10 protein-coding genes are annotated in these 11,785 nt (G+C 66.6%); 2 read left to right on the top strand and 8 right to left on the bottom strand.

Features of this window, described 5'->3' with window-relative positions:
• Positions 1 to 19: 19 nt before the first annotated feature.
• Genes A5678_RS03570 through A5678_RS03550 form a run of 5 tightly spaced genes read right to left on the bottom strand, consistent with a single transcriptional unit; the run spans position 20 to position 6,509 of the window.
• On the bottom strand, positions 20 to 1,324 hold the full coding sequence (locus A5678_RS03570) for an LLM class flavin-dependent oxidoreductase (protein ID WP_068038485.1): 1,305 nt from the start codon (positions 1,322 to 1,324) through the stop codon (positions 20 to 22).
• Between the two features lie 2 nt (positions 1,325 to 1,326).
• Complete coding sequence (locus A5678_RS03565) at positions 1,327 to 3,054, bottom strand: FAD-binding protein (RefSeq protein WP_197502023.1); 1,728 nt, start codon at positions 3,052 to 3,054, stop codon at positions 1,327 to 1,329.
• Positions 3,055 to 3,062: 8 nt separating this feature from the next.
• Complete coding sequence (locus tag A5678_RS03560; protein ID WP_068038480.1) at positions 3,063 to 3,980, bottom strand: 3-carboxyethylcatechol 2,3-dioxygenase; 918 nt, start codon at positions 3,978 to 3,980, stop codon at positions 3,063 to 3,065.
• Positions 3,928 to 5,646: a bifunctional 3-(3-hydroxy-phenyl)propionate/3-hydroxycinnamic acid hydroxylase gene (locus A5678_RS03555; protein WP_068038477.1), complete on the bottom strand. Its 1,719-nt coding sequence runs from the start codon at positions 5,644 to 5,646 to the stop codon at positions 3,928 to 3,930. The genes A5678_RS03560 and A5678_RS03555 overlap by 53 nt, the downstream gene beginning before the upstream one ends.
• Entirely contained in the window at positions 5,646 to 6,509 is an 864-nt protein-coding gene (locus tag A5678_RS03550; protein ID WP_068038474.1) for an alpha/beta fold hydrolase, read from the bottom strand. The genes A5678_RS03555 and A5678_RS03550 overlap by 1 nt, the downstream gene beginning before the upstream one ends.
• Positions 6,510 to 6,630: 121 nt before the next feature.
• On the opposite strand from A5678_RS03550, the gene A5678_RS03545 reads away from it, so the two are divergent.
• Positions 6,631 to 7,302, top strand: coding sequence for an IclR family transcriptional regulator (locus tag A5678_RS03545; protein WP_082945368.1), 672 nt, complete (start codon positions 6,631 to 6,633; stop codon positions 7,300 to 7,302).
• Positions 7,303 to 7,317: 15 nt separating this feature from the next.
• Positions 7,318 to 8,934 carry an FAD-dependent oxidoreductase gene (locus A5678_RS03540; RefSeq protein ID WP_068038471.1) on the top strand — a complete coding sequence of 539 codons (1,617 nt, stop codon included), beginning with the start codon at positions 7,318 to 7,320 and terminating at the stop codon, positions 8,932 to 8,934.
• Between the two features lie 26 nt (positions 8,935 to 8,960).
• Here A5678_RS03540 and A5678_RS03535 read toward each other — a convergent pair whose 3' ends face one another.
• The 3 genes from A5678_RS03535 to A5678_RS03525 form a co-directional block, all read right to left on the bottom strand.
• Positions 8,961 to 9,446 carry an ester cyclase gene (locus A5678_RS03535; RefSeq protein ID WP_068038469.1) on the bottom strand — a complete coding sequence of 162 codons (486 nt, stop codon included), beginning with the start codon at positions 9,444 to 9,446 and terminating at the stop codon, positions 8,961 to 8,963.
• A 165-nt stretch (positions 9,447 to 9,611) separates the two neighbouring features.
• A complete protein-coding gene (gene meaB, locus A5678_RS03530) occupies positions 9,612 to 10,499 on the bottom strand; it encodes a methylmalonyl Co-A mutase-associated GTPase MeaB (RefSeq protein WP_068038465.1) in 888 nt (295 codons plus the stop codon).
• Positions 10,500 to 11,639 carry a thiolase family protein gene (locus A5678_RS03525; RefSeq protein WP_068038461.1) on the bottom strand — a complete coding sequence of 380 codons (1,140 nt, stop codon included), beginning with the start codon at positions 11,637 to 11,639 and terminating at the stop codon, positions 10,500 to 10,502.
• Between the last annotated feature and the right edge of the window lie 146 nt (positions 11,640 to 11,785).

Below are 11,785 nucleotides of genomic sequence, written 5' to 3'. Positions count from 1 at the left end.
ACTCAACCGGCTTTCGGTGTCACTTGCCTTGCTGTTCCTTCAACCGCTGTGCCGCCTGGACGCGGCCCTCGTTGATCTCCGCCATGGCTTCGGGGATCTCGCTGGCGGTGAATTTACCGCCCCGACCGGTCGGCAGGCCACCGAACGAGTAATGCTCGTCGAACTGCGGCGCCGTCGATGCCGGCCGCCGCGCCTCTACTTTCTCGATGACGGGCTCCAACCGCTTAGCCTTCTCGGCCACCGCTTTCGCGTCGCGCTCGATGAACTCGGGCAGCACCTCGGAACCCATCAGCTCGATGGATTCCATGGTGCCCTCGTGGCTGCGCGGGTTGAGCAGCAGGATGATCTCGTCGACGCCGCTTTCCTCGTAACCGCGCAGGAATTCCCGCACCGTGGCCGGAGAACCGATCGCGCCCCGCCCGGGGCCGTACGCCAGCGTCGGATCCTTCTCGACCTCTTCGAGATACCGCTTCCAAACTCCGGTCCGCCCGGGGGTGTGCACGCCGGTCATGTAGTAGTGCATGATCCCGAACGAGAAGAAGCCGCCGCCCTGCCCCAGCCGTTGCAGCGCCTGCTCGTCGGACTTGGCGACCATCATCGACAGGTCGCCGCCGATGGCCAGAATGTTCGGATTGATCCGCGGGGTGACGGGCACGCCGTTCTCTTCGAACTCTTTGTAGTATCCGTTCACCCGCTCGGTCAGCGGGCCGGGGCCGGTGTAGGCGAAACTCAGTGCGCCAATCGCTTTCTGGGCGGCCATCTGCACGCTCGCCGGGCGCGTGCAGGCGACCCAGACCGGCGGATGCGGCTTTTGGAGCGGCTTGGGAACGACGTTGCGTGCCGGCATCTGGACGTGCTCGCCGTTGAACCCCGTGAACGGCTCCTCGATCATGCAACGGATCGAGACCTCGAGGGCCTCCTCCCACTGCGCGCGTTTGTCGGCCGGATCGATGTTGAATCCACCGAGTTCACCGACGGATGACGACTCTCCGGTGCCGAACTCCACGCGGCCGTTGGAGAGCAGGTCGAGCGTGGCGATGCGTTCGGCGACCCGGGCGGGGTGATTGACCACGGGCGGCAGGTGCATGATGCCAAAGCCCAGCCGGATGTTCTTGGTCCGCTGACTGGCCGCGGCCAAGAAGATTTCCGGTGCCGTCGAGTGGCAGTACTCCTCGAGGAAGTGGTGCTCGGTCAGCCAGACTGTGGAGAAGCCCGCCTTGTCGGCGGCCTCGACCTCGTCCAGGCAGTCTTGCATCATGACGTGTTCGTCGTCGGGCGCCCAGGGCCGCGGTAGGGCGAACTCGTAGAACAGCGAAACTTTCATTCTTACCTCCTATGAGAATTAAGGGTTCGATTCGCGGCATGTGCGGCAATGTGATTCGCCGCGACGAAGCCGAAGGTCATCGCGGGGCCGATCGTCGCCCCCGCGCCGGCATAGCTCCGCCCCATCACCGGCGCGGACGTATTACCCACCGCGTACAGTCCCGGCACCACGGTGTCGTCGTCCCGTAGCACCCGCGCGTATTCGTCGGTACGCAGGCCGCCCGACGTCCCGAGGTCGCCCAGGACGATCCGGAATGCGTAGTACGGCGGATCGCCGAGCGGGTAGAGGTTCGGGTTGGGCAGTGTCGGATCGCCGTAGTAGTTGTCGTAGACGCTGTCGCCGCGGTTGAAATCGTCGTCGTGCCCCTTGCGGGCGAGTTCGTTGAAGCGCCTGGCGGTTTCGGAAAGATTGTGCGCTGGGACGCCGATCCTGCCTGCCATTTCCTCCCACGTCATCGCCGCTTTGACCACACCCGATTCCAGCCACGCCGCGGGCAGCTTGCGGCCGGTGGGCACCGGCGCTCCCGGAATTTTCGGTATGGGCAGATGGCCGCCGATGACGTAGCGATTCCATGACCTGTGGTCGGTGAGCAGCCAACAGGGGATGTGCGTAACCCCCGATCTGTGGCCGTCGATCATGGCGTGACCGAAATCCATGTAGGGCGCCGCCTCGTTGATGAAGCGCTTGCCGTCGCCGTTGACGATGAACTGCGCAGGCATCATCCGTTCGTTGAGCATGAATTGCATGCGTCCGTCCGGCCATTGAATGGCGGGGAACCACCACGCCTCGTCGAGCAAATCGGTTGCTGCGCCGATCTTTTGCGCCGCCCGGATGCCGTCGCCCATGGCGGCGGGGTTGCCGAAGCTCCAGTCCTGATCCACTACGGGTAGCAGCTCCCTGCGCCAGGCCAGGTCGTGGTCGAAGCCGCCGGACGCCAGGATGACGCCGAGACGCGCACCGATCCGCTGCGTTTCACCACCCCGTTCCAGCGACACGCCTGTCACCGTTCCGTCGGGGTCGGTGATCAGCTCGGTCATCGGCGAGTCCAGCCATAGCGGGATGCCGCGTTCCCGCATGGTCAGCCGCAGCCGCGCGGCCAGTGACTGTCCGATCGCCGCCATCCTTTCGCCGAACAGCCGCGCCCGGACCATCCGCGAAATCAGCTTGAGGAGCACGCCTTTCCCGGCCCACGATTGCCGGATGCGGTAGAACATCCGGAGGTCTTTGGGCCCCAACCAGATTCCCTTGGGGGCCAGCGCCAGCGGCTGGAGAAGCTTGTGCTCGTCGGGGCCCAGCTTCCGCAGGTCGATGGGCGGCACGTTGATCGTGCTGCCGAGTTCGGATCCGCCGGGCAGTTCCGGGTAGTAGTCGGCGTAGCCGGGCTTCCAGACGAATTCACACCAGTCGGAGAGCCGCTCGAGGAATTCGAGCATTTTCGGTGCGGACTCGACGTACTGCCGTATCCGCGCCTCGCTGACCAGTCCGTCGGTGATTCGTTGCAAGTATTCGATGACGCCCTCGGGGGAGGGGATGTAGCCCTCCCGGCGCTGCGCGGGCGCGCCGGGGACCCAGATGCCGCCCCCGGACAGAGCGGTGGAACCGCCGAAGAACGACGACTTCTCCACGACCAGCGCGTCCAGCCCGGCGGCGTGGGCGGCCAGGGCGGCCGTCATGCCTCCGCCGCCCGACCCGACGACGAGTACGTCGACGAGGTGGTCGAAGCCGTCCACCGCCCCTGTCATTTCGGCACCGCCGTTCTGATGGCGAACCCGGCGATCAGTTCGGCGGCCGGTTTGTAGTAGCGCCCCACGGTTTCGTAGGGCCCCGCGCTCGCCAGCGCCGAGAATGCCGCGACCCAGGTTCTGATCTCCTGGGCAGAGCTGCCGCCCTCGTGCGCGACGAACGAGTTCGACCATTGGTCGAGTTCGGTGAGCCAGCCGCCGTCGATGACCTCGAGGAACCGCTGATCCCACACCGGGTTCAGTGCCTGCAGCTCGCTCCCGCCGGCGGCGAAGCTCTTGGCCGCATCGATCACGGCCGCCTGCCGCGCCTGCCTCTCCTCCGGCGTCATCGGCCGACCGTGCACGATCCGCTCCAGCACCGCCGGCGGTGCGGTCGCCAATCTCGCCACCGGTGGACTGTGGGACAGCCCACCGGATCCCAGCACCAGGACCCGCTTGTCCAGGTTGGCCAGATAGCTGCCAACGGCGGCGCCGAGCGCCCGGCAACGGTGTAGTGGCCCCAGTGGGACGCCGATGGCGTTGACGAAAATCGGTATCACCGGGCGGGAGGTGGCTGCACCGAACAGCTTCTCGAGCGGCTGAACGGTCCCGTGATCCACATCCATGCAGGCCGAAACCGCGACGTCGACCCCCGCGTCGAGCACGGCTTTGGCGCACTCGGTGGCCAGCTGCTCCGGAACGTCGAGCGGGCCGGCATGGGTGCCATAATCACCAACTCCGTTGGCGCTGGTGCCGATACAGAAGGGCGGCATCACCTTGTAGAAGAAGCCGTTGTAGTGATCCGGGGAGAAGACGACGACGAGTTCGGGGTCATAGTCGGCGACGAATTGTCGCGCATCGGCGATCGCGTTTTCGATGTCGTCAAGCAGGTCCCGCGACGGCCCCGGAAGATTCAGGAGCGGGCTGTGCGACATACAGCACAGAGCCAGTGCCACTTTGCGGATCACCCCCTCGCGGCGTGAGCGTGAGTGCGTCGATGAGCGCGGCGCTCAGGTAGGGGGCGCGCTGAGCGATGCACGCACCCGCGATGCACCGGTCGGGACGCAGGAACAACACCGATTCCTGGTGGGTGTCGAACCAGGACTTGACCGCACCGTCGCGGTCCCCCACGACCACGACGTCGGGATCGTCGTGGCCGGTCCAGTGCAGCTGGGTTACCGGCCGCAGCGCAATGAACCGGGCGCCCAGGGCTTTCCAGTTCGCAAAGGCGACGTCGCCCAGTATCTTGCGCGGGTTGTTGTTCCAGCAGAGCACGGCGAACCAGTCACCGAGCACGTCGTCCAGCAGCACATTTTGCTTCTCGCGGGTGTCGACCCGGGGCTGGATGAACAGGGTGCCCACCGGCGAATCCGCCCGTCCGGGAGCACCGTGCACGACGGCGCCCTGCTCGTAGCGGGGCATCGGCTTGAACCGCATCTCCAGGACATAGCGCTTGAGCGACGGCACAATTGACGCCGAACGCACGAGGAGGTCGCGCGCACCGGCCACCCGGCGGTTGGTCGGCGAAATCACTCGCCCCACCATGGTGGAGAGGTCGATCATCGCCCGCGCGTGCTTGCGCCGCTCGATGTCGTAGGTGTCCAGCAGCTTGTCGTCGGCGCGGCCGCTGACGACCGCGGCGAGCTTCCAACCGAGATTGGCCGCGTCGCGGATGCCGCTGTTGTAACCCTGCCCCTGCCAAACGGGCATAAGATGCGCGGCGTCCCCGGCCAGCAACAGCCGACCCTTCCGGAACGCGCCGGCGATTCGCGAGTGATGGGTGTATACCCGGCGCCGGATCACGTCGACGCGGTCGGGATGCGGCACCATCCGGGCCAGCATCCGCGTCAGGAATGCCGGGTCTTCGGCCTGCTCGTCGGTCTCGTCGGCGTGAATCATGAACTCGAACCGGCGAATTCCGTGCGCGATCGAGATCGAGGCATAGGGTCGTTCGGGGTCGGCGCCGACCTCGCTGTTGGGGTGACCGAGCGGATCGTTGGCGATGTCGACCACCAGCCAGCGCGTTGACGATGTCGTCCCCTCGAAAGACACACCCATCATGCGGCGGGTCATGCTTCGACCGCCGTCGCAGCCGACCACGTAACGCGCTCTCAGGCTGGATATTTCGCGGTCACGCCCGCCCCCGAGAGCGACGGTCACGCCGTCGGCGTCGTCCTGACATGCCACCATCGGACGTCCCCACCGCACCTCGACGTGCTCGAATCGCTCTAGTCCGGCCAGCAATTCGGCGTCGACGAGCGGTTGCACAAAGCCATTGCGCTTCGGCCAGCCGAAGCGCGCATCGGGCGGTGCCATTTCGGCAAGCACCCGCCGCTTGGCGTCGACGAACCGTAGGATCTGGTTGGGCACCGTGTGCGGCACGACGCGATCGGCCAGCCCGATCGACTGGAACGTCCGCAGCGCCTCGTCGTCGAGCCCCACCCCGCGCGGATAGTCGATCAGCGTGTCACGCTCGTCGACCACCACCGTGCGGATGCCCTGCAGGCCGAGGATATTCGCCAACGTCAGGCCAACCGGGCCCGCACCGACCACGACGACGTCGGTGTCGATTCCTGCCGGCTCGCGCCCCGAGTCGACCATCACCGCCCCAACAGAAAGTCGAGATGCAACCGATTGAAGGTCTTGGGGTCCTCGTACTGTGGCCAGTGCCCGCAGCCGGGCATCACCTCGAAGCGGGCGCCCGGAATCATCGACGCGATGCGGCGCCCCTCGCTCACGTCCGCGGTGGGGTCGTCGCTGGTCCACAGCACCAGCGTCGGCGCGGTGATCGCACCGTATTCGTCCGGGCCGATGATGTTGCGCGCCCGAATCTCGGGATCCTGCAGGGCCATGATGTCGCGCATGGCGTCGACAAATCCCGGTTGGCGATAGACGCGTTGGCGGCTGGCGACCAGGTCGTCGTAGCCCCTGGACTTGTCGGCCATCAACCACTTGATCCGCGCCTGCACCGTTTCCCAGGTCGGGTCTTCGGCGGCCGCCATGGATAGCGTGATGATCCGCTTCATCACGACCGGGTCGGCCTGCGAGCCGCCGGCGGTATTGAGGACAAGCCGGTCGACCACGTCGGGATGATCAATGGCGGCGCGGGCAGCCACCCAACCGCCCAGCGATTCACCGCTGATGCTGGCGCGATTGACGCCGATGGTGTGCAGGACGGCCATCAGGTGCTCGACATAGTGGTGGACTTCCAGCGGGTGGCCCGGCTTACCGGTGTAGCCGTGACCAAGCATGTCGATCGACCAGGTCCAGAAATGCTCGGAGTGCGCCGCCAGGTTGCGGACGTACGCCTCGGCGTGGCCGCCGGAGCCGTGCAACAGCACCAGCACCGGCTTACCCGGGTTGCCGGCCCGCAGGTAGCGGGTCCGCACTCCCCCGGCATCGAGGTAGCCCTGCTCAAACGCGACGCCCTGGAGATCGCTCCAGATGCTCTCGAACTCCGCCACGGTTCCTCTCTGGCCCAAGGAAAATCTTGTTCTCGCTTTTCACGAACCGAGTGTGCTAATATCGCACGTTAATGTGCGTTATATATAGAGCTTCGACCTCGGATGTGGGTCTGTCAAGGCTGTGACGAGTTCGGGTTCGCAGACGTTGGCCCGGGGACTGACCGCGTTGCAAATGGTCGCGGACGCCCCCGGCGGGCTCACCGTGCAACAGCTCGCCGACCAGGTCGGGGTGCATCGCACGATCGCCTATCGACTGCTGACGACGCTGGCGGATTTTCGCCTGGTGGCCAAAGGGGAGGACGGGCGCTATCGACCCGCGGCAGGCCTCGCCGTTCTCGGCGCATCATTCGACCGCAACGTGCGTCAAGTCAGCCTTCCGACGCTGCGCGCGCTGGCCGACGAACTCGGCACCACGGTGTCCTTACTCATCGCCGAGGGCGACCAGCAGGTGGCCATCGCGGTCATCGTGCCGAGCCATGTGGCGTACCAACTGTCCTTCCACGAAGGCAGTCGATATCCGCTGGACCGCGGCGCCGCCGGAATCGCCTTGCTCGCAAGCATGCCGCCGCGCCCCGGTGAGCGAGACCTGGTCACCCGGACGCGCGAGCGCGGCTGGGTGACCACGTACGGGGAAATCGAGCCGAACACCTACGGCCTCGCCGTCGCGGTGCACCGCCCCGCCCCCTCACCACCGACCTGCATCAACCTCATCTCGCACCGGGAAGACGTCGTGATGCGCGGAAAGGAAGCGGTGGTCAAGGCCGCCACGCAGTTGTCCGACCTGCTGAGCTGAAAGGGATAACACTCCATGACCTGGGACAGGCAAGTCGACGTCGTCGTGCTGGGCAGTGGTGGCGCCGGGCTCACCGCCGCCCTCACCGCGGCCGCGTCCGGGGCATCGGTGGAGGTCATCGAAAAAGCGAGCACCGTCGGTGGCACCACCGCGGTATCGGGTGGCGTCGTGTGGATCCCGGCCCATAACCGTTCGCCCGACGGCGAATTGACGCCCGCCGACGCCTTGCGCTACCTGCGTGCGCAGTCCCTGGGCTCGATGGACGACGAGTTGGTCGAGACCTTCGTGCGCACCGGCCCGGCGATGCTCGACTTCGTCGAGGCACACAGCGGTTTGCGCTTCGAGATCGCCACCGGGTTCCCCGACTATCGGCCCGAATTGCCGGGAGGCCAGCCGGCCGGCGGCCGATCGCTGAGCGCCGCTCCCTACGACCTGGCCCAGCTGGGCGAGTGGGCCACTCAGATCACGTCGTTTCCGGCCGACTGGTCCAACGTGGGATTCGACGCCGAGACCCGGGCCCGTCTGCACGCGGCGATCGACGAACGAACCAGCCACCTGTGCGTCGCAGGTACCGCGCTGATCGCGGGGCTCCTCAAGGGACTGCTGGATGCCGGCGTCACCCCGCACATTAACGCGCGCGCCGAACGACTCATCGCCGAGGACGGAGAAATCACCGGCGTGCGGATCGGCCTGCAGGAACGCACGATCAACGTTCGCGCCCGGCGCGGCGTCATCCTGGGCACCGGCGGCTTCGAATGGGATCCCGCTCTGGCACAAGCTTTTCTGCGTGGCCCGATGCACGGCGCGGTCTCGCCGCCCAATAACACCGGGGACGGCCTGCGCATGGCGATGGCGCACGGCGCGGACCTGGCCAACATGGGCGAGGCCTGGTGGGTACCGATCGTCCAGATTCCTGGCGACACCATCGAAGGCAAGCCTCGCAGCCGCAGCGTACGGCTGGAACGAACCCGGCCACGGAGCATCATCGTCAACTCGGCGGGCCGTCGCTTCGTCAACGAGGCGTGCGACTACAACTCCATGGCCGGGGCTTTCCACTACCTCGATCCCCGCGGCGGGTACATCAATGACCGTGGATGGATGGTGTTCGATTCAGTTCACTTGCAGCGCTATGGATTCCTCGGCATCGAACCGGGACAGCCGGTGCCGGACTGGTTCTGTGAGTCGGCGGACCTGGCCGAGCTGGCCGCCAAGACCGGCATCGACGCGGACGGCTTGATCCGCACCATCGAGACCTGGAACCGAAACGTGGCCGGCGGCGCCGATCCCGACTTCGGGCGCGGCTCCAGCGCCTACGACGGGTATTGGGGCGACGACAGCGCGACCACACTGGCCGGCAAAACTTTGGGACCGATCGACACCGCCCCCTTCTACGCGGTGCCGGTGTGCATCGGCGCGATGGGCACCAAGGGCGGCCCGCGCACCGACCGCGACGGGCGCGTGCTGCATGTCGGGGGTGAGCCGATACCGGGACTTTTCGCCGCCGGCAATGCGATGGGCGGGGTGACCGGACGCGCCTACGGCGGAGCCGGCGGAACATTGGGGCCCGCAATGGTTTTCGGTTATCGAGCCGGCTATGCGGCCGCCACCGGGAAGTCAGTCGACCTGAAATAGCGCTTCCGTGCCATCACCTTGGGCGATTACTTGCGGTTTTCGGCCGCCTGGCCCGCCGTCAGACACTCGCTGGGAGGCCAGCCCAGCTGCTCCCACATATATAACTTGTTCCACTCCTTGATGAATTCGACGAGTTTCCCGTCCGCTACCTGAAACAGGGCGGCCGCCGACCAGCGCGCCGTCCGGCCGGTCGGCTGGATCTCTCCGTGCGGTGCACCGCGGTGCGCACCCTCGGCGCTATAGCGCAGGCAAACTCGATCGGTGTCGGCGAACAAGACGTCGAAGGTCACGATGTGGAGATCGTTGACCTGCTCCATGAGCCGACCGTGGTCCTCGGCATATTCCTCGAGCGTATGGATCCCCGGAAAAGTGGTCGGTGCGATGAAGCGATTGTGCGGGGCGCACAGGTGGGAAACGGCTTGTGCGCTGGCACGGCCGGGAGTGTAGGAAATCTCCATGTATTCGCGGACGATGTCGATGTTGTGCTCTTCGCCGGCTTGTGACTTCTGCATTGTCAGGTGCTTACCCAGAAGATCGCCGGTTACGCGTCAAGGTGGGCGGTCCGCCGATCGGTTTATTTCGCGATCGGCAGCTCGACGCAGATGTGGGTCCCGACAGGGACATCGATCTGTCCCTCGGTCCGCAAAGGGGATGAATCGCCGTTCCCCCAATCGGGGTCAGACCTGCGGGCGGTCGGTCGGTGACAGCAACTGCTCGGCCGCCGAGTAGGGGTCCTGGCCGCCGTCGACGACGGTCTCGGCCAGCCGGTCGAGATCCGGCCGGCCCCGCAGCCGGGTTTGCGCCAGCGACAGGATCTGCGCACGGGCGCGGGCCAGCCGACGGGCACGGCTGTCGGCGCGGTGGTGGGCCTCGATGGCGGCCATCAACTCCGCGATGCCTTCTCCGCGCGCGGCGATGAGGCTGACGATCGGGGCATCAGTCTCCTCCCGCAGGTCCCGCACGGTCTGTTCGGCACCTTCGCGGTCGGCCTTGTTGACCACCACGATGTCGGCGACTTCGAGCACCCCCGCCTTGGCTGCCTGAATCGCGTCGCCCGCACCGGGATTGAGGATGACGACGGTAGGGTCGGCGACCGCGGCTATCTCGATCTCGGATTGGCCCACCCCCACGGTCTCCAGCAGCACTACGTGGTAGCCGACCGCCCCCAGCAGCCGGATGGCCGCGGGCACCGCGGCGGCCAGTCCCCCGACGTGACCGCGGGTTGCCACCGATCTGATCAACACGTCGGAGTCGTTGATATGCGCGGCCATTCGTATCCGGTCACCCAACAGCGCACCACCGCTGAATGGCGACGACGGGTCCACCGCCAGCACTGCCACCCGGTCCCCCCGCTCTCGGCAGGCGCCGACCAGGGCCGCGATTGTTGTGGATTTGCCCGCGCCCGGCGGCCCGGTGATGCCTACGACAAGGAGCGCGCTCACCGATGACGGCTCGATACCGGCCAGCACCTCGTCGCGGCGCTCGCCCTCGACGAGCGAAAGTAGCCGACCGACCGCGCGCGGAGATCCGTTGCGCGCGCCGGCAATCAAGTCGGCGATCTCCATCTAGGGAGCTGGGACCTCGATGACGGTGGCGGACCCCATGCCGCCGCCCGCGCACATGGCCGCGACGGCGATCCCGCCGCCACGGCTGCGTAATTCGTGGACCAGCGTGACGAGCATCCTGGCTCCCGTCGCCGCCACCGGGTGGCCAAGCGAGCACCCGCTGCCGCTGACATTGACCTTGTCCGCGTCCAGATCGAGCAGCTTGACGGTCGCCACGCACATCGCGGCGAAGGCCTCATTGATCTCGAAGAGGTCAACATCCGAGAGCGAAAGGCCAGCGCGGGCAAGAGCTTTCGGAATGGCTTCCACCGGCGCCAACCCCGTGATGGCCGGGTCTACCCCCACGGATGCCCAGGACCGCACCGTGGCCAGCGCCGGCAGCCCAAGCGCGTCGCTCGCGATCGTCAGCACCGCCGCGCCGTCGTTGGCACCGCAGGCGTTGCCGGCGGTGATGGAAAAGCCCTCGATTTCGGGATGCAGCGGCTTCAGCGCGGCCAGCTTCTCCATGGTGGTGTCGCGGCGCGGGTGTTCGTCGACGGCGAACAACCCGTGCGGCGTCTCGATCGGAACGATTTCTTGTTTGAAACGACCCTCGTCGATCGCGGCGATGGCGTTGCGGTGCGACCGCAGCGCCCACGCGTCCATCTCTTCGCGGCTAACACCTGCTTTGACGGCGGCGTTCCAGCCGACCGTGATCGACATGTCGAGGTTCGGCGCCTGGGGGCTGTCTGGATGGGTCGGGGGGAACCAGTCGACCCATTCGCCATCCACTTGCATCCGGGATCGTGGCGACGTGGAGGCAGAGTTCACCCCGCCGGCGATGACAAGCTGATCCATCCCGGCGCGCACGCTTGCCGCCGCGCTCTGCACCGCCGCCTGCCCGGCCGCGCAGTGGCGATTGTTCGCCAGACCGGGTACCTGGGTCAGGCCGGCCGTAATGGCCGCATGCCGGGCGATCACGCCGCCGCCGTACAGCCCCTCCCCCAGGATTACGTCGTCAACCTGCGCCGGGTCCAGGTCCTTCGCCGCTTCGGAGACCACGTGGTGCGCGAGGTCGAAGGCGCTGGTGTCGCGCAGCGTGCCCTTCCGGGCGGTGCCAATAGGAGTGCGCAGGGCGGAAACGATGACGGCTTCGGGCATGGGTCTTCTCCACTTCGGCAAGCGCGTCGGGAGTGCTCGAGAGCCCCCGCAGCGTATGAGAACACTATTCTCTCATTTCGAGAGTCGGCGTTGCAAGCAGCGGCGGATTCGCGAGCTGACGCAGAATCGGCCTATACCGGCACCGA

The sequence above is a fragment of the Mycobacterium sp. E2733 genome, assembly GCF_001667585.1.
Classification (GTDB): domain Bacteria; phylum Actinomycetota; class Actinomycetes; order Mycobacteriales; family Mycobacteriaceae; genus Mycobacterium.
Note: the sequence above shows the minus strand (reverse complement) of the source record. Positions and strands in the feature narration are given on the sequence as shown.

What these genes read in the sequence shown, in the direction of transcription:
- A5678_RS03570 (WP_068038485.1), bottom strand. Translation starts at nt 1,324, where the DNA reads ATGAAAGTTTCGCTGTTCTACGAGTTCGCCCTACCGCGGCCCTGGGCG.
- A5678_RS03560 (WP_068038480.1), bottom strand. Translation starts at nt 3,980, where the DNA reads ATGTCGCACAGCCCGCTCCTGAATCTTCCGGGGCCGTCGCGGGACCTG.
- A5678_RS03555 (WP_068038477.1), bottom strand. Translation starts at nt 5,646, where the DNA reads ATGGTCGACTCGGGGCGCGAGCCGGCAGGAATCGACACCGACGTCGTC.
- A5678_RS03540 (WP_068038471.1), top strand. Translation starts at nt 7,318, where the DNA reads ATGACCTGGGACAGGCAAGTCGACGTCGTCGTGCTGGGCAGTGGTGGC.
- A5678_RS03535 (WP_068038469.1), bottom strand. Translation starts at nt 9,446, where the DNA reads ATGCAGAAGTCACAAGCCGGCGAAGAGCACAACATCGACATCGTCCGC.
- meaB (WP_068038465.1), bottom strand. Translation starts at nt 10,499, where the DNA reads ATGGAGATCGCCGACTTGATTGCCGGCGCGCGCAACGGATCTCCGCGC.
- A5678_RS03525 (WP_068038461.1), bottom strand. Translation starts at nt 11,639, where the DNA reads ATGCCCGAAGCCGTCATCGTTTCCGCCCTGCGCACTCCTATTGGCACC.